Origin of the sequence: Sulfitobacter sp. 1A15258, from assembly GCF_043557045.1 — a bacterium.
Lineage (GTDB): Bacteria > Pseudomonadota > Alphaproteobacteria > Rhodobacterales > Rhodobacteraceae > Sulfitobacter > Sulfitobacter faviae.
This window is the reverse complement of the sequence record NZ_JBIFFK010000008.1, coordinates 93,368-118,566: the sequence shown is the minus strand read 5'-3', so window position 1 is coordinate 118,566 and position 25,199 is coordinate 93,368. Positions and strand designations below refer to the sequence as shown.

The following is a 25,199-nucleotide window of genomic DNA, read 5'->3' as shown; positions in this document are numbered from 1 at the left end:
TTGCCCATTCCGCTCCTACCCACGGTTGATAAAGTTTCGCAAATCGCGAGGAATTGGGTCGCGCCCCGCTATGAGGCGTCCTACGGTGCGACTGCATGCCCCTAGGGCAGCCAGATGAGTCGCGCCCGCAAACAAAGGGACCGCGACCGGACAAGAAGAGGAGAGACCGATGAATCCAGCCAATGAGCCGAGTTTCCGCGACAGTGTGGACCTGATGTTCAATCGCGCGGTCGCGCTGATGGATTTGCCGCCCGGTCTCGAAGAGAAAATCCGCGTTTGCAATGCCACCTACACGGTGCGTTTCGGCGTACGTCTGCGGGGCCGTATCCACACCTTCACCGGCTATCGCTCGGTCCATTCCGAACATATGGAGCCCGTCAAAGGCGGTATCCGCTATTCCATGGCGGTGAACCAGAACGAGGTCGAAGCGCTGGCGGCGCTGATGACCTATAAATGCGCGCTGGTTGAGGCGCCCTTTGGCGGCTCCAAAGGCGGGCTGTGCATTGATCCGCGTGAATATGACGAGCATGAGCTTGAATTGATCACCCGGCGTTTTGCCTATGAGCTGATCAAGCGCGACATGATCCACCCCGCGCAGAACGTGCCCGCCCCCGACATGGGCACCGGCGAGCGTGAGATGGCTTGGATCGCGGACCAGTACAAACGCATGAACACCACCGACATCAACGGTGTGGCCTGTGTCACCGGCAAGCCGATCAACGCGGGCGGTATCCAAGGCCGGACCGAGGCGACAGGCCGGGGCGTGCAATATGCGCTCCAAGCCTTCTTCCGCGATCCCGAGGGGCTGAAGAAAGCGGGCCTTTCGGGCAAGCTCGACGGCAAGCGGGTCATCATTCAGGGTCTCGGCAACGTGGGCTATCACGCCGCCAAGTTCCTGAGCGAAGAGGATGGCGCGAAGATCACCGCGATCATTGAGCGCGACGGTGCGCTGCACAGCGAAGACGGGCTGAACGTCGAAGCCGTACACAAGTGGATCGAAAAGCACGGCACGATCAAAGGCTATGCCGATGCGAAGTTCGAGGAGGATGGCGCCAAGTTTCTGGAAGCGGATTGCGATATCCTGATCCCCGCCGCACTTGAGGGGGTGATCAACCTCACCAATGCCGAACGTATCAAGGCGCCCCTGATCATCGAGGCCGCGAACGGTCCGGTGACCGCCGGTGCGGATGAGGTGCTGCGCAAGAAGGGCACGGTGATCGTGCCTGATATGTATGCCAACGCGGGCGGTGTGACGGTGTCTTACTTCGAGTGGGTCAAGAACCTCAGCCACATCCGCTTTGGCCGCATGCAGCGCCGCGCCGAGGAGTCGCGTCACCAACTGGTGGTGGATGAGCTTGAGCGGCTGAGCGCGGATAAGGACCTCGGCTGGACGCTGAGCCCCGACTTCAAAGAGAAGTACCTGCGCGGTGCGGGGGAGTTGGAACTGGTCCGCTCCGGTCTCGATGACACGATGCGCACGGCCTATGAGGCGATGGCCCATGTCTGGCACAGCCGCGACGATGTCGATGACCTGCGCACGGCGGCCTATCTCGTCTCGATCGAAAAGGTCGCGGCGAGCTATCACGCCAAGGGGCTTTGAAGGGGCGTAACCCTCTCGCAAGTGATCGAAAAAGGGGCGTCCTGCGCCCCTTTTTGCCGTCTGGGGCCGGGATGGGGGCGAGATGCGTTTTCGGTCATTGATACTTGCGCCCCAAGTTGCTTGACTGCGCCAAGACCGGGGGAGGCGAATGATGCGATTTTCAGGACTGCGGGTATTGCGCGAAGGCTTGACCGGCAATCGGGGTTGGACGGCGCAATGGCGCGATCCAGAGCCGCAGGCGGAATATGACGCGGTGATCATCGGCGGTGGCGGGCATGGGCTGAGCACGGCCTATTACCTCGCCAAGAACCACGGCATGACGAATATCGCGGTGCTTGAAAAAGGCTACCTTGGCGGGGGCAACGTCGGGCGCAACACGACCGTGGTGCGCGGCAATTACTTTCTGCCCGGCAATTCCGAGTTCTACAGCCATTCGCTGAAACTCTGGGAGGGGCTGTCGGAAGAGTTGAACTATAACGTGATGTTCAGCCAGCGCGGCGTGATCACCCTGTTTCACTCAGACGCGCAGCGCGATGCTTCGGCCCGGCGCGGCAATGCGATGATCAATCAGGGCGACGATGCGGAACTGCTCGACCGCGACGGCCTGCGCAAACTGCTGCCCTATCTGGACTATGACAACGGGCGCTTTCCGATCCACGGCGGGTTGCTGCACCGGCGCGGGGGCACGGCGCGCCACGATGCGGTGGCTTGGGGCTATGCGCGCGGCGCGGACCAGCGCGGTGTCGATCTGATCCAGCAATGCGAAGTCACCGGCATCGACATTGAAAATGGCCGCGTGCGCGGCGTGCAGACCACGCGCGGTGCGATCCGGGCCAAGAAGGTGGCGATCGTCACGGCAGGGCGCTCGGGGCAGGTGGCGGCGATGGCCGGGATGCGCCTGCCGATCGAGAGCCATGTTTTGCAGGCTTTCGTGTCCGAAGGGTTGAAGCCCGTGATCGACCATGTGATCAGCTTTGGCATGGGGCATTTCTATATCAGCCAGTCCGACAAGGGCGGGTTGGTCTTTGGCGGCGATCTGGATTTCTATGCCTCCTACGCGCAGCGCGGCAACCTGCCGATGATGGAACATGTGATGGAGGCGGGGATGACCCTGATGCCGATGATCGGCAAGGCCCGCCTGCTGCGCTCTTGGGGTGGGATCATGGACATGACCCCCGATGGCAGCCCGATCATCGACAAGACCGAGACCGAGGGTTTGTTCGTCGACTGCGGCTGGTGCTACGGCGGCTTCAAGGCGGTGCCCGCCTCGGGCTATGCGCTGGCGCATCTGATGGCCACCGGGCAGCCCCATGAGACGGCGGCGGGCTTCAGGCTCGACCGGTTCCGTTCGGGCGAAGGTCTGATAGATGAAGAGGCCACCGGGTCTCAGCACAACTTGCATTGAGGGAGGGCCAATATGCGGATCGAATGCCCCATCTGCGGCAGCCGGGATCGGCGGGAGTTCTATTATCGCGGCGATGCCATCGCCTTGGCCCGGCCTGCGCCCGATGCCTCGGATGAGGACTGGGACGCCTATCTGCACCTGCGCAACAACCCTGCGGGAGAGACCCGCGACCTGTGGCAGCATGAGACCGGCTGCGGCGCCTGGCTCGTCGTCACCCGCGATACGGTGACCCATGCGGTGCGGGCCGTGGAATTGGCATCGGATGTGAAAAGGGCCATGGCATGAGGATTGCAGGGCGCGGATTGATCGACCGGGAGACGCCGGTCAGCTTTACCTTCGACGGGCGGCGCTACGACGGCTTTGCGGGCGATACGGTCGCCTCGGCCATGCTGGCGAATGGGCAGCGGCTGATGGGGCGGTCATTCAAATACCACCGCCCGCGCGGGGTGCTGAGCGCGGGCAGCGAAGAGCCGAACGCGTTGGTGACCACCGGCGTCGGTCCCGCGTCAGAGCCCAACGTTCGCGCCACCATGCAAGAGATTTACGAAGGTTTGCAGGTGCGCAGCCAAAACGCTTGGCCGAGCCTCGATCTCGACCTCATGGCGGTGAACGATCTGGCGTCGCCGTTCCTCGGGGCGGGGTTCTATTACAAGACCTTCATGTGGCCGCGCAATTTTTGGCGGCGCGTCTATGAGCCGGTGATCCGCCGCGCGGCGGGTCTGGGGCGGCTGAGCGGCCAGCCCAACGCGGACGCCTATGAGAAAGCCTATGCCTTTTGCGATCTTTTGGTGATCGGTGCAGGCCCGACGGGTCTGATGGCGGCGCTGGTGGCGGCGCGGGCGGGGGCGGATGTGATCCTCACCGACGAAGATGCGCTGATGGGCGGGCGGCTGAATGCCGAGAACGAGCGTGTCGATGGTGAGCCGGGCCATGTATGGGCGGCGGGCGTGGTCGCGGAACTCGCGGCGATGGACAATGTGCGGCTGATGCCCCGCACGACGGTGACCGGCGCCTATGACGGCGGGATGTTCGGCGCGCTCGAACGGGTCAACCAACACCGCGCGCGGCGGGGCGAGGGCGCGCCGCTTGAGTGTTTCTGGCGCATCGCAGCCAAGCAATCCATCCTCGCGGCAGGCGCGTTGGAGCGCCCCGTGGCCTTCGCCAACAACGACCGCCCGGGCATCATGACCGCAGGCGCGGTGCGCGCCTATCTCAATCGCTGGGGCGTGGCCCCGGGCAAGCAGGTTGCGGTCTTTGGCAATAACGACGACGCCCACCGCACGGCCCGCGATCTGGCGGCAGCAGGCGTGCATGTGGCCGCGCTGATCGACAGCCGCGAGGGGGTCAGCCGCGATGGCGCGGATTTCCCGGTGCTGAGCGGGGCGGTGGTCTGCAACACCTCGGGCGGCAAGGAGTTGGAGGCGGTGTCGATCCGCACCGCCGGGGGCGTGCATAAGATACAGGCCGACTGTCTGGCCATGTCGGGCGGTTGGAACCCATCGCTGCATCTCACCTGCCATATGAACGGGCGACCGACATGGTCGCCGGAGATCCATGCTTTTGTGCCCACCCCCGGCGCGGTGCCGGGGATGCATGTGGCGGGAGCCTGTAACGGCAGCTTCTCGACCCACGGCTGCCTTGCGGCGGGTGTGGCGGCGGCAGGGGACGCGTTGGCGGCTTTCGGCCGCAAGCCAGAGCCCATCGATCTGCCGCAGGCCGATGACGCGACCTACCGCCTTGCCCCGCTTTGGGCAGTGCCGGGCAAGGGCCGGGCGTGGCTGGATTTCCAGAACGATGTCTGCGTGAAGGATGTGCAGCAGGCGGCGGCCGAGAGCTTCCGCTCGGTCGAGCATATGAAGCGCTACACGACCCAAGGCATGGCCCCCGATCAGGGCAAGAACTCCAACGTGGCGGCGCTGGCGGTGCTGGCAGATGCCACCGGGCGCGGCATTGCCGAGACGGGCACGACCACCTTCCGCCCGCCCTATACCCCGGTTGCGATTGCAGCGATGGGCGCGGGTGGGCAGGGCAAGGGCTTTGCGCCCGAACGGCTGACCACCAGCCACGCGGCCAGCCTTGCCATGAATGCCCCGATGGTGGAGGCGGGGCTGTGGTATCGCCCCAGCTATTTTCCGCGCGGGCAGGAGCGCAACTGGCGTCAATCCTGTGATCGCGAGGTCGGCTTTGTCCGCAAGACGGTGGGCATCTGCGATGTCTCGACCCTAGGCAAGATCGACATTCAGGGGCCGGATGCGGCCAAGCTGCTCGATCTGGTTTATACGAACAAGTTCAACAGCTTGAAGGTCGGTAAGGTACGCTATGGGCTGATTCTGCGCGAAGACGGTTTCGTCATGGACGATGGCACCTGCGCGCGTTTGGGTGAGACGCATTACCTGATGACCACCACCACCGGCGCTGCCGGTGAGGTGATGCGCCATCTGGAATTCGTCACGCAATGTCTCCATCCCGAATGGCAGGTGCATCTGTCTTCGGTCACCGAACAATGGGCGCAATTCGCCGTGGCGGGGCCGAAGTCTCGTGAATTGCTGAACAGGCTGCTGGAGCAGCCGATCGACAATGAGAGCTTCCCCTTCATGGCCTGCGGCGATGTGCGGCTCGGCGGGGTCGCGGCGCGGCTGTTCCGCATCTCCTTCTCCGGCGAACATGCCTATGAGATCGCCGTGCCCGCGCGCTATGGCGCGGCGCTGTTTGATCTGCTGGTCGCGCGGGCCGAGGCGCTGGAGGGCGGCGCCTATGGGATGGAGGCACTCAACGTGTTGCGGTTGGAAAAGGGCCATATCACCCATGCAGAGATCGACGGCCGCGCCACGGCAGAGGATATCGGCATGGGGCGGATGCTGTCGGATGCCAAGGATTGCATCGGCAAGACCATGTCCGAACGCCCCGGCCTGCGCGACCCAAACCGCGCGCAACTGGTCGGGATGCGGCCCGTCGGCGCGGTGAAACAACTCACCGCAGGGGCGTTTCTGTTCGAGGCCGGAGCCGAGGCCAGCCGCGAGAATGTGCAGGGGCATACAACCTCGGTCGGCTTTTCGCCGGATGTTGGCACTTTTATCGGGCTGGGCTTTGTCACCCGGGGCCGCGCACGGCATGGGGAGGTGATGCGCATGGTCGACCATCTGCGCGAAATCGAGGCGGAGGTGGAGATCTGCGCCCCGGTCTTTGTGGACCCGGAAGGAGGGCGCCCCCGTGGTTGAATTGAAAGCGCAAACGCCGTTCGGCGATCTGCTCCCGCTGCACATCGGTGAGATGACGATGACGGCCCGCGATCTGGGCCAGTTGACCGTGCTGGGCGTGTTTGATCCGGCGGCCCTCACCAAGGCGCTGGAGGCCGCCCATGGGGTTGCCCTGCCGGAACCGCTTCAGAGTACCGCCAAGGGCGATGCGCGCTGCCTGTGGTTTGGCCGGGACGAAGCGCTGCTTGTCGGGCCCGCGCCGGATGAGGCGCTTGCGAAACATGCAGCCCTTGTCGACGTCTCGGACGGATGGGCGGTGGCAGAGTTGCAGGGGCCGGGGGCCGAAGATGTGCTGGCGCGGCTGGCCCCGGTGGACCTGCGCGTGGCGGCCTTCAAACCCAGTCAGACTCTGCGCAGCCCCTTGCGCGAAATGCCCGCCGCGATCACCCGCACCGATACCGGCTTTTTGCTGATGGTCTATCGGTCGATGGCCGCCACTTTGGTGCAGGAGTTGCGCCGCGCTATGGAAGCGGTGGCATCGCGGCGCTAGGTTGTGCGGCAGGGGCCCGAATCCCCGTTAGGCAAACAACGGAGCATAGACATGAACAAAACGATTTTCGCCGCATTGGCCGCGATCAGCATGGCGGTCTCGGGCCCGGCGCTGGCGGCCTCGAAGAAAGAGACGAGCTGCATGCATCAGGCCGCCGTGGTCGCCGCCGTGCAGCAGGCCCGCCTCGACCGGGTGAAGGAACGCCAAGTGCCCGCCGCCGTGAAGGCCAAGGCGACATGGCCCGAAAGCTTCAACACCGCGATCCCGCTGGTGACCCCTTGGGTCTACGAGATGAAGATGCGCGACGTGAAAAAGAACGATCTCGCCGCCGCGTGGAAAGAAATGTGCCTCGCCCAATAGGCTGACCAACGCCGTGCCGGGCAGGGGGCGCTGCCCGGCAAAAGGGGCGTTTTACCGCCCGCTGCCGCTCTGCCTCCTCTGGACTCTGAACTGCCCCAGCCGGTATATGAAGCCATGAGCCTGCCCCCCGGATTTTTGGAAGAACTGCGTGACCGCGCCAGCCTGTCTCAGGTGGTGGGGCGCAAGGTCATTTGGGACAACCGAAAGTCCAATCAGGGCAAGGGCGACATGTGGGCGCCATGCCCCTTCCATCAGGAAAAATCCGCCAGCTTTCACGTCGATGATCGCAAAGGGTTCTACTACTGCTTTGGGTGCCACGCAAAAGGGGATGCAATCTCTTTCGTGCGCGAGACCGAGAATGTGAGCTTCATGGAAGCGGTGGAGATCATCGCCCGCGAAGTCGGCATGCCGATCCCCAAGCAAGACCCCCGCGCGCAGGCCAAGGCCGACAAACGCACGCAACTGGCCGAGGTGATGGAACAGGCGGTGCAATGGTTTCGCCTGCAATTGCGCACCGGGGCTGCGGGCGCGGCGCGCGACTATCTGGCCAAGCGCGGGTTGTCGGAACAGGCGCAGGCGCATTGGGAGATTGGCTTTGCTCCGAACAGTTGGCAGGGGCTTTGGGATGCGCTGAAGGCCAAGGGCGTGGCGGATGAGTTGATCCTCGGCGCGGGGCTGGCGAAACCCTCGTCCAAGGGCGGCAAACCCTATGACACGTTCCGGGGGCGCATCATGTTCCCGATCCGCGATGCGCGCGGGCGGGCGATTGCCTTCGGCGGTCGCGCGATGGACCCGGAGGATAAGGCGAAATACCTCAACTCGCCCGAGACCGAACTTTTTGACAAGGGCCGCAGCCTTTACAACGTCAAACACGCCCGCGCCGCCGCAGGGCGAGGGCAGCCGCTGATCGTGGCCGAAGGCTATATGGATGTGATCGCCCTGCATGGGGCGGGGTTCGAAGGGGCCGTGGCCCCCTTGGGCACTGCGATCACCGAGAACCAATTGCAGATGTTGTGGCGTATCGCGCCTGAGCCGATCATCACGCTGGATGGCGATGCGGCGGGCCAACGCGCCGCGCTCCGATTGATTGATCTGGCGCTTCCGCTGTTGGAGGCCGGGCAAAGCCTGCGTTTCGCCGTGATGCCCGAGGGGCAGGACCCCGACGATTTGCTGCGCGCGCAGGGGGCGGGGGCCTTGCAAAAGCTCTTGGACAATGCCCTGCCCATGGTGCGCCTGCTGTGGCAGCGTGAGACCGAAGGCAAGGTTTTCGACAGCCCCGAACGCAAGGCGGCGCTGGACAAAAGCCTGCGCGAAAAGATCAAACTGATCCGCGACCCGTCGATCCGCAGCCACTATGGGCAAGAGATCAAGGATCTGCGGTGGGAGCTGTTCCGTCCGCAAAAGAAACGGCCCGAATTTCGCCCCGTCGGGGGCAAAGCGCCGGGCAAGGGCAAAGGCGGCAAGGGCGCTGCTTGGGGCGCGCCGCTGGCCCCGCTGGCCAGCACCAAAGCCTCGGCTCTCGTGGCGATGAGCGATGAGCAGGTGGGCATGCATCTGCGCGAGGCGGTGATCCTTGTGGCCCTCGTCGATTGCCCGCAGTTGATCGAGACCTTCGAGACCGGGTTGGAGGCGATGCGCTGCGATGATCCTGATCACGCGCGGCTGCGCGATCTGCTGCTGCGCTTTGGCCATGCGGGCGAAGAGACGTTGCGCGAGGAGATTTCCTATTCCCTCGGCTGGGAGACACTTGAAAACATGAAGGGGCAACGCCACGTTGCCATCACGCCCTGCATCCGCAATCCCGGCAATGTGGACATGACCCGCCTGACCGTGGCCGAGGAACTGGCCAAACTGGATGCCGCCCGTGGGCTGAACGAAGAGATCGCCGAAGCCGTCGAAGACCTCAGCGGCCCGGCGGATGAGGGGGTCACCTGGCGTTTGAGCGAAGCGGCCCGTGCTGCCGATCTTGCCCGCCGCAGCGCACAGGAAGAAAGCAACGGGGAATTCGACGTGGGCGACAACGGCATGACGATGGACCGCGATGAGCGCAGCGCATTGGACGCGCTGTTGGGAACGATTAAATATGACAAGTCAAAGGGCCGCGGATGAGCATCGGCGTGGCCCATTTGCAGGACTTTTTGAAAATGCTGGGCAACGGGTTTAAGAATCACCCATAACCCCGCATGATTCGGAAAACCGAATCGTCTGCGGATGATTCGCGCTGACGCGCTGAAGGAGCATGAGATGGCTGCCAAAGATACGAATGACGACGCAAAGAGCAACGATTCAGAGGCCGGCCACTCGCTCGACATGAGCCAAGCCGCCGTGAAGAAGATGATCGGTGAGGCCCGCGAGAAGGGCTATATCACCTATGATCAGCTCAACACGGTGCTGCCGCCCGATCAGGTCAGCTCGGAACAGATCGAAGACGTGATGTCGATGCTCTCGGAAATGGGCATCAACATCATCGAAGACGAGGAAGCCGAAGAGGAAGAGAACAAAGGCTCGACCGAGGTTGCGACCACTGAGTCCAACCGCGATGTGGCGCTGTCCTCCGGCACTTCCGAGAAGCTTGACCGCACCGATGACCCGGTGCGCATGTACCTGCGCGAGATGGGCAGCGTCGAATTGCTGAGCCGCGAGGGCGAGATCGCCATCGCCAAGCGGATCGAGGCCGGGCGCAACACGATGATCGCCGGGCTTTGCGAAAGCCCGCTGACCTTCCAGGCCATCACCATCTGGCGTGACGAACTTCTCTCCGAAGACATTCTGCTGCGCGATGTGATCGACCTTGAAGCCACCTTTGGCACGCAGATGGGCGATGAGGAGGAGACCTCTCCGGTCGTCGCCCCCGCCGCCGGGGCCGAGAGCAAGACCGAAGAGTCCAAGCCCGAGTATGACGCCGACGGCAATCCGATCTCTTCCGACGACGACGACGACGAGGACGAACAAGCCAACATGAGCCTTGCGGCCATGGAAGCGGCGCTGAAGCCTCAGGTTCTCGAAGCGCTCGACATCATCGCGGATGACTATGAAAAGCTCAGCGCGATGCAGGACAGCCGCATCTCGGCCACGCTGAACGAAGACGGCTCTTTCACCAAGGAACAGGAAGAGACCTATCAGAAGCTGCGGTCGGAAATCGTGCTTTTGGTGAACGACCTGCACCTGCACAACAATCGTATCGAAGCGCTGATCGACCAGCTTTACGGCATTAACCGCCGCATCATGCAGATCGACAGCGCCATGGTGAAGCTCGCCGACCAAGCGCGCATCAACCGCAAGGAATTTGTCGACAATTACCGCGGCTATGAGCTTGATCCCAACTGGATGGAGCGGATGGCCGAGAAGTCCGGTCGTGGCTGGCAGATGTTCATCGAACGCTCCTCCGAAAAGGTCGAAGAACTGCGTGCCGACATGGCGCAGGTTGGCCAATATGTCGGCCTCGACATCTCTGAATTCCGCCGCATCGTGCAGCAGGTCCAGAAGGGTGAGAAAGAAGCGCGTCAGGCCAAGAAGGAAATGGTCGAGGCGAACCTGCGTCTCGTGATCTCCATCGCCAAAAAGTACACGAACCGCGGTCTGCAATTCCTTGATCTCATTCAGGAAGGCAACATCGGCCTGATGAAGGCCGTGGACAAGTTCGAGTACCGCCGCGGCTACAAGTTCAGCACCTACGCGACATGGTGGATCCGTCAGGCGATCACCCGCTCGATTGCTGACCAAGCACGCACCATCCGCATTCCGGTGCATATGATCGAGACGATCAACAAGCTGGTCCGGACCGGTCGCCAGATGCTGCACGAAATTGGCCGCGAGCCCACACCGGAGGAACTGGCCGAGAAGCTGCAAATGCCGCTCGAAAAGGTCCGCAAGGTGATGAAGATCGCCAAGGAGCCGATCAGCCTTGAGACGCCCATCGGCGACGAGGAAGACAGCCAGTTGGGTGATTTCATCGAGGACAAGAATGCCGTGCTGCCGCTCGACAGTGCCATTCAGGAAAACCTCAAGGAGACCACGACGCGCGTGCTGTCTTCGCTCACCCCGCGCGAGGAACGCGTGCTGCGGATGCGTTTCGGTATCGGCATGAACACCGACCACACGCTCGAAGAGGTCGGCCAGCAATTCTCGGTCACGCGCGAACGTATCCGTCAGATCGAGGCCAAGGCGCTGCGTAAGCTCAAACACCCGAGCCGCTCGCGCAAGTTGCGCAGCTTCCTGGATCAATAAGCCAAAACGCGGCCCCGGTGGCCGCGTTTTCTTTTGCGGGGCGGGTCTTTGACCTGCCGCCCGCGCCGCTTACATCAAGGGGGTATCCCAAGAAGGTTCCCATGATGCGCAAAACTGTCCTTACCCTTCTTTGTCTTATGCTGCCGCTGCAAGCCGCCGCACAGGCCTACCGGGCCGAGAACCGGCTGATCGTCGTGCCCCTCACCGCGCAGGAGTTCGAGGTGATCGAAGACCACGGCGCAGGCGCGCGTCACATCTGGTGCGCCGCGGCGGAGTTTGCGCAGGACGTGCTGGGCCTGCCGCGCGGGGAGCGGCTTTATATCAAAACCCCCCGCGGCCCGTCGGTGAGCGGTGTGGGCCGTACCGGCGTCGTTTACACCACCAACCCTGAGCGGGCGAGCGGCGACAGGGGGCAGTCCTATTCCGTCACGATCAACCGCGCGGGGGAGAACCTGCCCAGCCATCATGCCCGGCAGTTCTGTCTGGATCGCATAATTGAGTTGCGGGATTTCTGAACCGGGCAAGCCGTTGTTTTTACGCGGTGGCGGGCTTATTCTGCGGGTATTGTTACGACGGATTGATCTCATGCGTTTTCTACTCGCCAGCTTGTTTCTGAGCCTTGGCATCAGCCAAGCCCATGCCCACTGCCACCAGCGCAGCGCCACGGTTCTAACCTGTACGATTGACCATGGGGCGAAGCAGTTGGAGGTCTGCCTCGACGGGGAAGAGGTGATCTACCGCTTCGGCCCGCCTGACGTGCCCGGTCTGACCCTGAGCGCTCCGATCACGGAGGTGGCGCATCAGCCTTGGCCGGGCATAGGTCGCGCCATCTGGGAAAGCACGACCTTTCGGAATGGCGCTTTTACATATGAGGTCCATAGCTCTTTCGACAAACTCGATCAGATCAGCGATGGCGGGGTAACGGTGCGCGAGAATGGGCGCGAGATCGCCTCGCTTTCCTGCGACAGGGGGTCAGCGGAACTGGGCCTCTTTGCCATAAGCGACGCGAAAGAGGCGGCTGGCCAATGTTGGGACGCTGAGGCGCAGCACTGGGGAGGCTGCTGAGATGCAGACAGTCTTTACCATTCAAACCCGCGGTCAGGCGCTCTACGAGTTCACGAATGACGTGGCCCGCTGGATTGCGGGGCAGGGGGACGGGCTGCTGACGCTCATGGTGCAGCACACCTCGGCCTCTTTGCTGATCCAAGAGAACGCAGACCCGGATGTGCAACGTGACCTCTTGGCCTATTTTGCGCGGCTGGTGCCGCCCGCTGACGCGCCAGAAATGCGCTATCTCACGCATCTGATGGAAGGGCCGGATGATATGCCCGCGCATATCAAAGCCTCGGTCCTGCCGGTGAGCCTTAGCATCCCTGTCGCGCGGGGGCGGGTGATGCTGGGGACTTGGCAAGGCATCTACCTGTTCGAGCATCGCGATGCCCCGCATCAGCGGCGCATCGCGGCGCATTTCCGGCCCGACTGACGCCGGACCGGGCAGGGGTCACCCCGTCGGCATCAGATGAATTTCCCGCACCGCCGCCCGCGCGGGCGCTTCGAGCGCATGCATCACTGCATCTGCCACGTCCTCAGGTTGCAGCTTGTCGGGTTTGGCCTCGTCGAAAAAGGCGGTGTCGACCATGCCGGGTGAGACCACCATGCAGCGGCCACCCCATTCGGCCATCTCATCCGCCAGGTTACCTGCGTAGCCGTGGATAAACCACTTGGTCGCCCCGTAGATCGACCCTCGGATATGACGCCGTCCGGCAGCAGAACCGGTCACGATATATTGCCCCGTGGTCTTGCGCAGATGCGGCATGGCGGCATGGGCGGTATAGAGCGCGCCCATGATGTTGAGGTCGACCATCGCTTTCCAATCCTGCGGGTCGCCATTCTCTGTCCCCGCCGGGCTGGTGCCGCGCCCGGCGTTGGCGAAGGCAGCGTCGACCTGTCCGAAGTGATCGGCCAGTTTGTCGATTGCCTGTTTCTGCGCGTCGTAATCGGTGGCGTCGCCCACCAGCACTAACGCCTGATCGCCGATCTCATCGGCGAGGGCGTTCAATTTCTCTTCGCTCCGGGCAAAGAGGCCGATGTTCCAGCCCGCTTTCGCGGCGGCGCGGGCGGTGGCGGCGCCGATCCCGCTGGAGGCGCCGGTCAGGAAAAGTGTCTTGGTCATGGTATGCTCCGTTTATAGCCTTCGCTGACCAACGCAGGGGCATGGCGTCGGGTCCATGACACATTTTTGAACGCAAGATATAGCTGTGGAAATCTTCTCTACCCAAAACCTCGCGGCTCCCCTATAAGTTTTGACAAGAGGGCCGCGCGCCCCACAAGTGAGGCAGGATGAAGAGGGGGACGGCCGATGCGCTGCCCGTTTTGCGGAAATATCGACACCCAAGTGAAAGACAGCCGCCCGGCCGAGGATCACGTCTCGATCCGGCGCAGACGGTTCTGCCCGGCCTGTGGGGGCCGCTTCACCACCTATGAGCGAGTGCAACTGCGCGATCTTGTGGTGATCAAGACATCCGGCAAGCGCGAGGATTTTGACCGCGACAAGCTGGAACGCTCGATCCGTATTTCCATGCAGAAACGCCCCATTGATCCCGAACGTATCGATCAGATGATCTCGGGCATCGTGCGCCGGTTGGAAAGCATGGGTGAGACCGACATCAGCTCAAAACATATCGGTGAGATCGTGATGGAGGCGCTGGCCCGGATCGACACCGTGGCCTATGTGCGTTTCGCTTCTGTTTACAAGAACTTCCAAGCCGCGGACGATTTCGACAAATTCGTTCAGGAGCTGCGGCCCGACGCCCTGCCGGAAGAGTGACCGGCGAGAGGGTGAGCGACGCGCGGTATATGGCGCTGGCGCTGTCCTTGGGGCGGCGCGGGCAGGGCAATGTCTGGCCCAACCCGGCGGTGGGCTGTGTCATCGTGCAAGGCACGCGGATCGTCGGGCGCGGTTGGACCCAGCCGGGCGGGCGCCCCCACGCCGAGCCGCAGGCGCTGGCGCAGGCGGGGGCGGCGGCGCGGGGGGCGACGGTCTATGTCACGCTTGAACCCTGTTCCCACCACGGCAAAACGCCGCCCTGTGCGCAGGCGCTGATCGACGCAGGCGTGGCCCGCGTGGTGATCGCGACGCAGGATGACGACGCGCGGGTCAACGGGCGCGGCATCGCGATGTTGCAAGATGCCGGGATCGAGGTCTCGGTCGGGCTGCACGAAGACGCGGCCCGCGCGGATAACGCCGGTTTTTTCTGCCGCACCGATCTGGGCCGCCCGATGCTGACGCTGAAGCTGGCCAATTCCTTTGACGGGCGCATCGCCACCGGCACGGGCGAAAGCCAGTGGATCACCGACGCCCCCGCGCGGCGGCTGACCCATGCCATGCGCAGCCGTCATGACGCGGTGATGGTCGGGGCGGGCACCGCCCGCAAGGACGACCCGAGCCTGACGGTGCGCGGTCTCGGGCTTGCCCAGCAACCGGCGCGTGTTGTCGTCTCGCGCAGGCTCGACCTGCCGTTGATGGGGCAACTGGCGCGCACGGCGGCTGAGGTGCCTTTGATCCTCTGCCACGGTGCGGATGCCGATCCGGCTTTGGTCAAAGCGTGGGCCGATCTGGGGGCGACACTGCTGCCCTGTGCCGCACGCGGGGCGCAGTTAGACCCGCAGGATGTGATGCGGCAATTGGCGGCGCATGGTCTCACAAGGATTTTCTGCGAGGGCGGCAGCGCCTTGGCCGCCTCGCTCATCGAGGCGGATTTGGTCGACCGGCTGGTGGGGTTTACCTCCGGGCTGGTGATCGGGGCCGAAGGTCTGCCCGGCATTGGGGCGCTTGGTCTGTCGCGGCTGGCCGAGGCGCCGCGCTTTGTGCCGCAATCCAGTCAGCAGATTGGGCCGGACCTGCTGCACATTTGGCGGCGCAACGCAGCCGATTGAGCGCTATCGCCGCCAGAGGTGGCTCTGGCTGGCAAAGACCCCTTGGAGCTTCGACAGCATTCTATTGCCCAAGCCGGCGCGGGGCAGGCGGCCCGTGGCCAGCCGTTCGACGACCACCTCGACGGGGCAGGGCAAGCCGCTGACCGGGTCGCGGTAGCGCGGGTAATCGATGAGCGCGGCATGAACGAGCCCTTCGAGCGTCGGTGTCGCCCGGCGGCGGGGGGGCACATCGCCCCGGTCTTCGGTCAGCCCCCAGCCCGCGTAGAAGGGCGCGCCCAAGGTTACCACCGGCACCCGGCGGAGGAGCGCTTCGAACCCCAAGAGGGAAGTCATGGTCCAAACCGCGTCGACTTGGCTGAGAAGCGCCACCGGGTCGGCCTGGTGCAGGATCAGATCGGCGTCGCCCGCCTCAGTCGCGCCTTTGCGCAGGCCCGCTTCAACATCAGGGTGGGGTTTGTAGAGGATCACGTCATCCGGGTTTGCGGCGCGTGCGGCGGCCAGCAGGGCCGCGTTGCTGCACACATCACCCGTGCCTGTGAGGATGGAGGCGTCGTCTTCGACCTGTCCGGGGACGAGGATGCGCCGCCCCGGCGGCAGGTTGGGCGCGGCACCGCCGAGGTTGTATTTGCTGAGGCCCGCCCCAGTCAGCGCCGCGATCAGTGCCCGCGCGCGGGCCAGTTGATCGGGGCGCAAGTCTGCGCGTTTCGCGATCCATTGCTCTAACCGGCTCGGCCCTTGGGGATCGTAGTAGATGCCCAGATCGTCGCAGACCAGCGACAGGGGCGGGACCAGTTCGGCCCCCAGCCCACGCGAGCGCAGAAACCCGTCCTCGACCCGCAGCGCATCTTGGGGCGCGACCTCGGCCTTGCTGGCCCAGACCATGGCGCGGCGGGGCGGCTTGGGGACTTCTGCCGGGCCTTTGCGAAAGCGAAGGGGCGTGGCCGTTCCGAAGAACTGTTGCAGCGGGCGGCGCTTCCACAGGCGCATGCCCCATGCGTCCCAGCCGCGATGATCCTCTCGCCACGCGCGGGCCTGCGCGGCGAGGGCGGTGAGGGCCGTCTCGAAACTGCCGAGCTGGTCGCGATAGGGGTCGTACCACGTCGGATAGAGGATCATCGCGGCGGCGAAAAGTTGCGCGCGGCTAAGGCGGCGCTGGCGGCGTTGGACGGGGAATTCATCCTCCGTCAGCCCCCAACCGGCATAGAAGGGCTGACCGAAAACGCGCGGTCTGTGGCCTGCAAAAATCGCCTCGAACCCCATTTGCGAAGAGACCGTGTAGACACCCACCGCCCCTTCGAACAGCGCCCAAGGGCTGATGGGATCGGTCAGCAGGGTGATCCGGTCGTTGGTATCCTCGGGGCCGTAATGCCCGGCGCGGTAGCCCTGTGCCGTCTCGGGGTGGCTCTTGATGATGACCCGCGCGCCGGGGTGTTCCTCTTGCGCGAAGACAAGCATTTCCAGAAACCGCGCACGATCCGCGCCTGAGGCGGTGACCGAGGCATCGCCGCGGGTCTGGTCGATCACCAACACATAGCCCGGCTCCGGCGCGGGCATGTCGGGGTCAAAGCCCGCATATTTTGTCAGATGCGCCTCGGCCATCTGCGCCATGCCGCCCCGGGCGCGGTCCAGAAGGGCGGTATCGTCCAGCGGGTGATGGGCGAGCAGCTCTTCGAGGTCCGAGGGCTGGGCAGGGTCGAAATGCGCCCCCCGGCTGTCGATCAGCAGGCCCAAGGGCGGCTCGCCCGCGCGACCGGGGTGGAGCGAGCGCAGCCATGCGTCCTCCACCCGGATCACTGGCACGCCGCGCTTGGCCGCCACGGCCAGCCCGCGATGCGCGGTGGGGGAGTTGCCCCAGACCGCCACCGCATCATCCGGCCCGGGCAGGCCAAGGCGCAGGGAATGGCCCGACAGTTGCAGGATGCGCCGCAGGCGGCGCTGCGTCAGAAACCCGCCGTTATATACGAAAAGCCGCCGGCTCCTTTCGGGACCGGCGGCGGGGTATTGGTATGGGTTAGCTTCGAATGCCACCGGGGTGGATCATTCGGTCAGCGAGGTGATGCTATCCGCCGAACCCGCCGTGCCGGTGATGGCCGAGATTACCTTGCTCCACTGGGTGAAGGGCGCTTCGGTCACATAGATCGTGTCGCCGTCGCGGATCACGAAATCGCGGGCCATAAACATGCCGTTAGGTTTGGTCAGGTCGGTGACATAGACCATGCGCTGCGCGCCAGTCAGATCGCTGCGCCCCAGCACCTGTTCGGCGACTTCCTCAGGCTCATTGCGGAACACGAAAACGCCGGTGGGGTCGGCCGAGAGGGGGCTGAGACCGCCCACCTGCGCGATGCCTTCCAAAAGCGAGAGGTTTTGCGATTCAAAGGGCACGCGGGCCTGTCCGCCGGTGGCACCAAGCGCGGTGAAAGAGCGAGTGTCTTCCTCGACCAGAATCCGGTCGCCCGGGCGCAGGGCGATATCGAGTTCGGGGTGGTCATAGAGGTCTTGGAACCAAATCTTACCGCGCTGCCCGCCGCGGATCACGGTGACCTGCGCGATTTCGGGGATGATGGTCACACCGCCCGCGCGTGCCAGCATGGCGGCCAGCGTGCGGGTCGGCCGTTCGATCGGGTAGACGCCCTGCGCCCCGATGGAACCGATGAGCGAGACGGTCGAGCCGTCACCGGCGGCGCGGCGCACTTCGACCTGCGGGTCTGGGGTCTGTTCGCCCAGCTTGTTGGTGATGATGCGGCGGATCGCTTCGGGCGTGTTGCCCGCAGCGCGGATGCGGCCCGCGTAGGGGATGAAGATAAAGCCCGCGCCGTCGACCTGCACCTCTTCCAGCATGGTGGCTGGGGCGCCTTCGACGCCGAGAAGCGGATCGTCCACGTTTTCATAAACCGTGATGCCAAGGATGTCGCCCGGCTGGATCGTGTCGGAACCGACCCGGCCCGCATTCTTGAAGCTTTCCGAAAAGCCAAGCGCCGGGGCCACGGCGGTGGCGCGGGTCACACGGTCATTCACGCTGACGACAAAGGCATCGCCTTCGCGCTGAACAGAGCCTGCATAGATTTGCCGTTTGTTCGGTCCGACCTGCGGCAAGCCACATGATGAGATGACGGCCACCGCCGCCAGCGCTGCGATGGGGCGCGCCCACCGGAAAGATACGGATTTCACTGCCCGGTCTCCTCGACCTGAAATATCTGCCTCGAAATCGCCAATTGTCTTGACGTATTACTTTACAACTTAGCGCAGCCTAGCGAAAAAATCTACAGGGCGGAATGGGTTAACTCAGGTGACGACCCGCAACTGTTGCCGAGGGGCCGCGGTGCCCTGTTCCAGTGCGTCATAGGGATCCTCGGTGGCGAGCATCATATCGACCACTTGGCGCAGCAATTGCCGCCGCCCGCGTGCGGCATAGAAACCGCCGGGAACCTGAGAGGTTTCAAGCAGATAGCGGCGGTAATCCTTATAAGCGCGGTTGTCGGGGCGGTTGGCGGTGGCAAAGAATTCCGGCAGCGGCTGGTCCGAGACAAACTCAGGCTGGGAATAGACCGCGCGGCCAAAGACCTTGAGGGGGATGCCGCGCCAAAGCACCTGTTGCCCGGCGGTGGAATTCACCGTGACAGCACTGCGGGTGTCATTGAGAAGCTGTGCCAGCTTGCCGCCGCGCACGAAATGGACACGGTCGGAAACCCCATGCGCGCGGGCCAGCCGTTTGACATCGCGCCGCACCGGCACGCGGCCATCCTCCAGCGGATGCGCCTTGATGACGAGGTGGTGATGCTGCGGCGCGCCCTTGGCGAACCCTTCGATCACCAGTTCAAGGAAATCGGCCATCGTGTTGAAGGGCGAATGTTTCTGGAAAGAGGAATCATGCTCCAATTGCAGCAGCGCCAGATGGTAGGGGAAGCCGCCCAGCCGGATTTTTAGCGTGGCCAGCAGGCGGTCGGCGGCCAGCACCGGCATCAGCAGCAGGCGCTTGAGGTAGAGGCGGAATTCCTTGGTCACCGGCAGGCTGCGATGCGGTTTGAAATTGCGGTAGTCGCCGTTCCGGAACATCACGAACCAATGGTAAAGCGCGCCGTAAAAGATGTGGTGGCGCATGTCGCCCCAATGGCCCGGCGGCAGGGGGGCTTCCATGTCTGAGCGGGCGAGGGCGGCCTGCATCTGGGGAATTGTCATCTCCATCAGTCGCGAGTTGCCGTTCGAGCCGCCGCGCTCATAGGTGACCCAATAGGGCCGCATATAGCCTTCCTCGAAGACATGGACGGTGATGCCACGGCGCTTGGCCTCGGCCACCGCTTCGGCGTGGATGGGGCGGGTGTCGCCGTAAAGCACGATGTCGGTGATCTGCTTGTCGTCCAGCAGACTGGCAAAGACGCCCGGCCAATCCTCGACCCTGCCGCGATAGGGGATGTAGGTCGACGGGTGAAACCAAAAGGCCCGGTCGCCCGCGTTGAAGCCCACGCGCCAGACCTCGGCCCCCGCACGGCGCAGCATCTTGCCCAGACTGTTAAAGAAAGGGCCATGCGGTCCTTGCAGGAACAAGAAGGTTCTGGTCGGGGCGGCGGTCACGGTCACTCTGGTCCTTTGGTGGGGCTTTGCCCTCTTAACCACCATATAATAGGGGCGACAATGTGGCGTCACCCGCTCTTGCCTGTGGCGGTGACCGGGTTTACCACTGCGCGGAACCAGCAAAGGAGCCTACCCCATGTTCACCGGCATTATCACAGACGTTGGCACCGTGACCAAGCTGGAGCAGGAAGGCGACCTGCGCGCGCGCATCCAGACCGGCTATGACACCAGCGGCATCGACATGGGCGCCTCCATCGCCAGCGACGGCGTCTGCCTGACCGTCGTGGGACTGGGCGAGGATTGGTATGAGGTGCAGATCAGCGCCGAGACCGTGGCTAAGACCAACCTCGGCCAGCACTGGCGCGAGGGCAAACGCGTGAACCTTGAACGTGCTTTGAAGGTGGGCGATGAGCTGGGCGGACATATCGTCTCGGGCCATGTCGATGGCGTGGCCGAGATCATCGAGATGAAAGACGAGGGCGACAGCACCCGCGTGACCCTGCGCGCGCCCGAGGATCTGGCGCGGTTCATCGCGCCCAAAGGTTCCGTGGCGCTGAATGGCACCTCGCTGACGGTGAATGATGTCGATGGCTGTGATTTCGGCATCAACTTCATCCCCCATACCAAGGAGGTGACGACTTGGGGCGATGCAGGCGTCGGCGATCTGGTGAACCTCGAAATCGACACGCTGGCCCGTTATGTGGCCCGCCTGAACGAGATGTGACGCCGCGCCCTTCGGGGCGCGCTCTGGCCAAGCGGCGCGGGTCAGGCTAAGAGCCGGGCAACAGATAGATGGAAGCAGCCGATGCAATTTGACAAACCCGGACCGGTCGAGACAGGGCTGAGCGATGCGATCTCGCCCATCGAAGAGATCATCGAAGACGCGCGCCAAGGCCGTATGTTCATTCTGGTGGACCATGAGGACCGCGAGAATGAAGGCGATCTGGTGATCCCGGCGCAGTTTGCCGATGCTGCGGCGATCAACTTCATGGCGACCCACGGGCGCGGGCTGATATGTCTGCCGATGACGGCAGAGCGGGTCGATCACCTTGGCCTGCCGATGATGGCGGTGAACAATTCCTCGCGGCATGAGACGGCCTTTACCGTCAGCATTGAGGCGCGGGAGGGTGTCAGCACCGGCATCTCTGCCGCCGACCGTGCGCTGACCGTGGCCGTGGCGATTTCCGAGCAGGCTGGTTCGGCCGATATCGCCACTCCCGGCCATGTCTTCCCGCTGCGCGCCCGCGATGGTGGCGTGCTTGTACGGGCAGGGCATACCGAAGCGGCAGTCGATATTTCGCGCCTCGCGGGGCTGCACCCTTCGGGCGTGATCTGCGAGATCATGAAGGACGACGGCGAAATGGCCCGTCTGCCCGATCTGGTGGAATTCGCCGCCGCGCATGGGCTCAAGATCGGGACGATCAGCGATCTCATCACCTACCGCCACAAGCACGACAATCTGTTGGTGGAGCGCGACAGCCGCACCGTGACCTCCGCCTATGGCGGCGATTGGCAGATGCGGGTGTTCTCCGACCAGATCACGGGCACCGACCATGTGGTGCTGACCAAGGGCGACATCTCGACCCCCGAGCCGGTGCTGATCCGCACCCATGCGATCAACGCGCTGGAAGATATTCTCGGCCTCGGCCCCAGCCCTGCGGATGAGTTGCCCCGCGCCATGCAGATTATCGCCGAAGAGGGGCGGGGGGCCGTGGTGCTGTTCCGCGATCCTTATCCGCGCCTCAAGCTCGATCCAGAGGATGACGACCGCCCGCGCACGATTAAACGCACTGGGCTTGGCGCGCAGATCCTCTCGACAATGGGGCTGCATGAACTGGTCCTGCTGACCGACAATCCCGACACGCGCTATCTGGGCCTCGACGCCTATGCGTTGGAAATCGTGGGCACCCGGCCCATCACTACGGAGTAATCGCCATGGCATCCGCCGAAGAGCATACCATCCTGCCGCGCCCCAGCTTTGACGAACCGGTGAAGCTGCTGATCGTCGTCTCGCCCTATTACTCGGACATCGCGAATGGCCTGTTGACCGGCGCCAAGGCCGAGTTGGAGGCTGCGGGCGCCAGTTATGAGGTGATCGAAATGCCCGGCGCGCTGGAGATTCCCACCGCCATCGGCATTTCCGACCGGGGCAGCAATTTCGACGGCTATGTCGCGCTTGGCTGCGTCATCCGGGGCGAGACCACGCATTACGAGACCGTCTGCAATGACAGCAGCCGCGCCTTGCAACTGCTTGGCTTGCAAGGGCTTTGCATCGGCAATGGCATTCTGACGGTCGAGAACAAACAACAGGCCGAGGTGCGCGCCGATCCCGAGGGGCAAAACAAAGGCGGCGGCGCGGCCGCTGCGGCCTTGCATCTTATCGCGCTCGCTCGTAAATGGGGCCGCCAGAGCAAGGGCATCGGGTTCAAGCCATTCGGGCAGGACACTTTGATGGCCGGCGACACGGATGGATCAAACATCGCATGACCAGCAACGGGCCTTCGGGCAACCAGAAACGTAAGATGAAGTCGGCCTCGCGGCTCTATGCCGTGCAGGCGCTGTTCCAGATGGAGCATTCTGCGCAGACGGTCGATGTCGTGCGTCACGAATTCATCGACCACCGTTTCGGTGCGGTCTATGAGGGCGACGAGATGCAGGAGGGGGATGTCGATCACTTCTCTCGCGTGCTCGAAGATGCGGTGAACTATCAAGCGCCGATCGACCAGATGGCCAACCGCGCCATCGTCGCCAAATGGGCCATTGCCCGGATCGACCCGACCCTGCGCGCGCTGTTCCGCGCCGCCGGGGCCGAGTTCCGCCATGACGACACGCCGCCGCGCGTGGTGATCAAGGAATATGTCGACGTGGCCCATGCCTTCTTCCCCGATGGGCGCGAGCCGAGCTTTGTCAACGCCGTGCTTGACCATATGGCCCGCGAGGCGCGCCCCGAAGCGTTCTAAACGCGCGGGAAAGTGGCCCCGAGGGGGCCATCTACCACATCAATGTCTTGGGAAAGTGACGGGAACCGCGCCTGCCGCTGCTGTTCTATATTCCCGAGGACCTGTATGTACAGGTGGGCGCCAGGTAACCGAACCAGGGCTCGGACAGAGCCAGCTCCCTCGGATTTGCTTAAGGCCACTGGAATGTAACGTTCACGAACAGGGCAGAACCCGTCGACCCCCGATGTAGGGGCCAAGTGGGGCTGCGGCAAGGGGGCGGAAGTGGATTTGCAAAACTTCTCTGCCCCGCTCAATCTTCGGTGGGGATAAAGCCATAGCGGCGCAATTCTTCGGGCAGCAGCACATAGATTTCATCGGGTGGCGTGACCAGCGCGTGCTGCATCACCAGCGGGTCTACCCCCATATCATCCAGATAGCGCATCACCTCGCCTTGGCCGCGCTGGATGTCCTCCACGGCGACAAAGGCAGGCAGGATCGTGCTTTCGCCGAAGTAATGCTGATGCACCCCGACCGAGGCGCTTTCAGGGACTGACCGTTCTTGTCCAGCCGCGAGCAGATAGGGGCAGGCGGAATAGCAGATGTCGCCTTCACGCAGCGCGGTATCAAGCCCTTCGCCGCGTAGGTGGCGGCCCAGTTCCAAGGCATCACGCACCGACCCGCCGGGGGAGTTGAGGTAGATTTCTTCGGGCATGGGGCTCAGTTCGCTTAACTGCTTAATGATGCGCTCTGCATCGCCCGCTTCGATGGCCCCTTCCAGCAGCGCCGCCCGCCCGCCCGAGACGGGGGTGAGCACCAGCCGGTCGGGAAGGGCGGTCTCGGGCATCGGCTGGCCGGGTGTTGGGGCGCGCTCGGGGCGGAAGCGGCGGGTCTGGTCGCCGGGGCGGACCGGCTCCGTCAATTCCGGGGCGCGCGGGCCAAAGCCGGGCAGGCGCAGCCCCTCGCCCAAATCACCCCAGAACAGCAGCACGGCAAGGCCAAGCTGAAAGATCAACACGCCGATCAGCACCCGCCCGACGATCGGCGGGCGGCGGCGGGCTTCGGCGTCCGGTGGAGTCTCCTTGCTCATGTGTTTTTGATCGATGTGACGGGGCCGGGGGCCGGTTCATCGGGCGCATCATGGGTGGGCGGCGCTTCGGCGGGGGCGCGTTTATGCGCGGGGCTTTCCTGCATGGCCACATCGACATCGCGCACGGCGGCCAGCGCGGCGCGCAGTTCTGCAAGGGTCAACGTGTCTTCGACGGCAGCCCCCTCGCGGCCCGAGCGGATCGCGCCTTGGGTGATGGCGAGGATCAGCACCAGCACGGCGGGCAACAGGTCAATCGCGATGGCCCCGGCCCAAGAGGGCACGAAATTGCGCGCATAGAGGATCACCGCATCGGCGCTGGAGATCGGCGTATAGGTCGTGTCGGCGGCGGGCGGCATGGCCTGCACATCCTGCGCCGCGCGCTCCAATGTCGCTGCACGCTGGGCCAGCACCTCCAGAACCGAGGTTATCGTCGCCCCTTGCGCGCCACGTTGCTCTTCGTTGCTGCCGTCAAGCTCAGGCAGCACGACGGAGGCCGACAAATCCTGCGCCGCGCGTTCCACCAGCGGGGCCACGGAAAGCTGCCGCAGCCGGGTGATCAGCCCTGCAAGCCGCACGGCTTGTTCGGAAAACTCAACCGAGCGCGCCTGGACCGGGCCGGGCTCCACCGTCAGGGCGCGCATGCGGCTGAGGATCTGGTTCCCCTCGGCGAAGGCGTCATTCACCAGCGGGGTCTGGGTGGCGATCTGCGCCTCCAGCGCGCCCAGTTCCGCCGACTTCTGCCGCAGCACCCGGAACACCGCGCCGCGCCCGGCAAGGCCCGAGAGGCTGCCAGCGGCCTCTTGCTCGCTCAGGTCTTCAAAGCTTTGTCTGACCCGCGCCACGTCCCGCTCAAGCCCTTGGGCGGACAGGGCAATCTCATGGGTGCGCTCTAACGCGCCTTGGTAATCTTGCACCGTCTCGGCCAGATGCTGTTCGACCGCCGCCGATCCGGCAAGTGCCGCCGCGTTCAGCCAGCTCGACATGGCGATGATCGCGACGGAGCCGAGCCCCATCGCCCCCAAAAGTCCCATCCGCGCACGGGTGGTGCGCACTGCGGGGAAGAGCCTCAGCAGATAGGACCAGAAGACGAAAATCCCCACCGAGACCGCCACCGAATAGGCGATCGCGGCAAAGGCCGACATGGCGCCGTTGTCATCCAGCAGCGACGAGACGCCAAGATAGGTGTAAATGCCCGAGGCCACGGCCAAAACGCCAAGCGCCGTGCCCGAGAATGTATCGAGCCATGTCAGGTGGCCCTCCAATTCACGGGCGTAACGCACCCCGCGCGCCTGCGTCTCACTCATCGGTTCGCGTTGTGCCATGGGCCTC

General features: G+C 64.0%; 23 protein-coding genes and 1 other RNA gene. 17 read left to right on the top strand and 7 right to left on the bottom strand.

The window, feature by feature from the left end:
* The first annotated feature begins 169 nt into the window (after positions 1-169).
* The 11 genes from ACGYK9_RS15890 to ACGYK9_RS15840 all read left to right on the top strand — a co-directional run bounded on the left by ACGYK9_RS15890 (position 170) and on the right by ACGYK9_RS15840 (position 12,822).
* Entirely contained in the window at positions 170-1,600 is a 1,431-nt protein-coding gene (locus ACGYK9_RS15890) for a Glu/Leu/Phe/Val dehydrogenase (protein ID WP_394412927.1), read from the top strand.
* A gap of 151 nt (positions 1,601-1,751) precedes the next feature.
* Positions 1,752-3,005 carry a sarcosine oxidase subunit beta family protein gene (locus ACGYK9_RS15885; protein WP_394412924.1) on the top strand — a complete coding sequence of 418 codons (1,254 nt, stop codon included), beginning with the start codon at positions 1,752-1,754 and terminating at the stop codon, positions 3,003-3,005.
* 12 nt (positions 3,006-3,017) lie between these two features.
* On the top strand, positions 3,018-3,290 hold the full coding sequence (locus tag ACGYK9_RS15880; RefSeq protein WP_394412921.1) for a sarcosine oxidase subunit delta: 273 nt from the start codon (positions 3,018-3,020) through the stop codon (positions 3,288-3,290).
* Positions 3,287-6,223: a sarcosine oxidase subunit alpha family protein gene (locus tag ACGYK9_RS15875; RefSeq protein ID WP_394412918.1), complete on the top strand. Its 2,937-nt coding sequence runs from the start codon at positions 3,287-3,289 to the stop codon at positions 6,221-6,223. Before ACGYK9_RS15880 ends, ACGYK9_RS15875 begins: the two co-directional genes overlap by 4 nt.
* The gene (locus tag ACGYK9_RS15870; protein ID WP_394412915.1) at positions 6,216-6,752 is read left to right on the top strand and encodes a sarcosine oxidase subunit gamma; all 537 of its coding nucleotides are present in this window, start codon (positions 6,216-6,218) and stop codon (positions 6,750-6,752) included. Before ACGYK9_RS15875 ends, ACGYK9_RS15870 begins: the two co-directional genes overlap by 8 nt.
* A gap of 51 nt (positions 6,753-6,803) precedes the next feature.
* Positions 6,804-7,112 (top strand): hypothetical protein, encoded by a 309-nt coding sequence (locus ACGYK9_RS15865; RefSeq protein ID WP_209219329.1) that lies wholly within the window; start codon positions 6,804-6,806, stop codon positions 7,110-7,112.
* 114 nt (positions 7,113-7,226) lie between these two features.
* Complete coding sequence (gene dnaG, locus ACGYK9_RS15860) at positions 7,227-9,221, top strand: DNA primase (RefSeq protein ID WP_394412912.1); 1,995 nt, start codon at positions 7,227-7,229, stop codon at positions 9,219-9,221.
* A 135-nt stretch (positions 9,222-9,356) separates the two neighbouring features.
* A complete protein-coding gene (rpoD, locus tag ACGYK9_RS15855; RefSeq protein ID WP_394412909.1) occupies positions 9,357-11,339 on the top strand; it encodes an RNA polymerase sigma factor RpoD in 1,983 nt (660 codons plus the stop codon).
* Positions 11,340-11,440: 101 nt separating this feature from the next.
* Positions 11,441-11,854: a hypothetical protein gene (locus ACGYK9_RS15850; protein WP_247738233.1), complete on the top strand. Its 414-nt coding sequence runs from the start codon at positions 11,441-11,443 to the stop codon at positions 11,852-11,854.
* A gap of 70 nt (positions 11,855-11,924) precedes the next feature.
* The gene (locus ACGYK9_RS15845; protein ID WP_394412905.1) at positions 11,925-12,404 is read left to right on the top strand and encodes a hypothetical protein; all 480 of its coding nucleotides are present in this window, start codon (positions 11,925-11,927) and stop codon (positions 12,402-12,404) included.
* Between the two features lies 1 nt (position 12,405).
* Positions 12,406-12,822 (top strand): secondary thiamine-phosphate synthase enzyme YjbQ, encoded by a 417-nt coding sequence (locus ACGYK9_RS15840; protein WP_394412902.1) that lies wholly within the window; start codon positions 12,406-12,408, stop codon positions 12,820-12,822.
* A gap of 18 nt (positions 12,823-12,840) precedes the next feature.
* Here ACGYK9_RS15840 and ACGYK9_RS15835 read toward each other — a convergent pair whose 3' ends face one another.
* Positions 12,841-13,512 carry an SDR family oxidoreductase gene (locus ACGYK9_RS15835; RefSeq protein ID WP_394412899.1) on the bottom strand — a complete coding sequence of 224 codons (672 nt, stop codon included), beginning with the start codon at positions 13,510-13,512 and terminating at the stop codon, positions 12,841-12,843.
* A gap of 186 nt (positions 13,513-13,698) precedes the next feature.
* Between ACGYK9_RS15835 and nrdR the strand changes: the two genes are divergently transcribed.
* Together nrdR and ribD are read left to right on the top strand one after the other, a co-directional pair.
* Complete coding sequence (gene nrdR / locus ACGYK9_RS15830) at positions 13,699-14,166, top strand: transcriptional regulator NrdR (protein ID WP_067264800.1); 468 nt, start codon at positions 13,699-13,701, stop codon at positions 14,164-14,166.
* Between the two features lie 29 nt (positions 14,167-14,195).
* Positions 14,196-15,275, top strand: a complete 1,080-nt coding sequence (gene ribD / locus ACGYK9_RS15825; protein WP_394413071.1) for a bifunctional diaminohydroxyphosphoribosylaminopyrimidine deaminase/5-amino-6-(5-phosphoribosylamino)uracil reductase RibD — start codon at positions 14,196-14,198, stop codon at positions 15,273-15,275.
* 3 nt (positions 15,276-15,278) lie between these two features.
* On the opposite strand, the gene ACGYK9_RS15820 is transcribed toward ribD, so the two are convergent.
* From ACGYK9_RS15820 to ACGYK9_RS15810, 3 genes are all read right to left on the bottom strand, one after another.
* Positions 15,279-17,303, bottom strand: a complete 2,025-nt coding sequence (locus ACGYK9_RS15820; protein WP_394412896.1) for a capsular polysaccharide biosynthesis protein — start codon at positions 17,301-17,303, stop codon at positions 15,279-15,281.
* Between the two features lie 9 nt (positions 17,304-17,312).
* Positions 17,313-18,443 carry a polysaccharide biosynthesis/export family protein gene (locus tag ACGYK9_RS15815; protein WP_394412893.1) on the bottom strand — a complete coding sequence of 377 codons (1,131 nt, stop codon included), beginning with the start codon at positions 18,441-18,443 and terminating at the stop codon, positions 17,313-17,315.
* A 114-nt stretch (positions 18,444-18,557) separates the two neighbouring features.
* Positions 18,558-19,889, bottom strand: a complete 1,332-nt coding sequence (locus ACGYK9_RS15810; protein WP_394412890.1) for a capsule biosynthesis protein — start codon at positions 19,887-19,889, stop codon at positions 18,558-18,560.
* 91 nt (positions 19,890-19,980) lie between these two features.
* Here ACGYK9_RS15810 and ACGYK9_RS15805 point away from each other — a divergent pair, with 91 nt between their 5' ends.
* From ACGYK9_RS15805 to nusB, 4 genes are all read left to right on the top strand, one after another.
* The gene (locus tag ACGYK9_RS15805; RefSeq protein WP_209219322.1) at positions 19,981-20,568 is read left to right on the top strand and encodes a riboflavin synthase; all 588 of its coding nucleotides are present in this window, start codon (positions 19,981-19,983) and stop codon (positions 20,566-20,568) included.
* Positions 20,569-20,649: 81 nt separating this feature from the next.
* Positions 20,650-21,774, top strand: coding sequence for a 3,4-dihydroxy-2-butanone-4-phosphate synthase (gene ribB / locus ACGYK9_RS15800; protein ID WP_394412887.1), 1,125 nt, complete (start codon positions 20,650-20,652; stop codon positions 21,772-21,774).
* A gap of 5 nt (positions 21,775-21,779) precedes the next feature.
* Entirely contained in the window at positions 21,780-22,331 is a 552-nt protein-coding gene (locus tag ACGYK9_RS15795) for a 6,7-dimethyl-8-ribityllumazine synthase (protein ID WP_209219320.1), read from the top strand.
* On the top strand, positions 22,328-22,804 hold the full coding sequence (nusB, locus tag ACGYK9_RS15790) for a transcription antitermination factor NusB (protein ID WP_067264814.1): 477 nt from the start codon (positions 22,328-22,330) through the stop codon (positions 22,802-22,804). Before ACGYK9_RS15795 ends, nusB begins: the two co-directional genes overlap by 4 nt.
* A 58-nt stretch (positions 22,805-22,862) precedes the next feature.
* Here nusB and ssrS read toward each other — a convergent pair.
* The 3 genes from ssrS to ACGYK9_RS15775 all read right to left on the bottom strand — a co-directional run bounded on the left by ssrS (position 22,863) and on the right by ACGYK9_RS15775 (position 25,192).
* Positions 22,863-23,017: non-coding RNA, 6S RNA (gene ssrS / locus ACGYK9_RS15785), on the bottom strand.
* A 76-nt stretch (positions 23,018-23,093) separates the two neighbouring features.
* Entirely contained in the window at positions 23,094-23,870 is a 777-nt protein-coding gene (locus ACGYK9_RS15780) for a hypothetical protein (protein ID WP_394412884.1), read from the bottom strand.
* Positions 23,867-25,192, bottom strand: a complete 1,326-nt coding sequence (locus ACGYK9_RS15775; RefSeq protein WP_394412881.1) for a hypothetical protein — start codon at positions 25,190-25,192, stop codon at positions 23,867-23,869. The genes ACGYK9_RS15780 and ACGYK9_RS15775 overlap by 4 nt, the downstream gene beginning before the upstream one ends.
* Between the last annotated feature and the right edge of the window lie 7 nt (positions 25,193-25,199).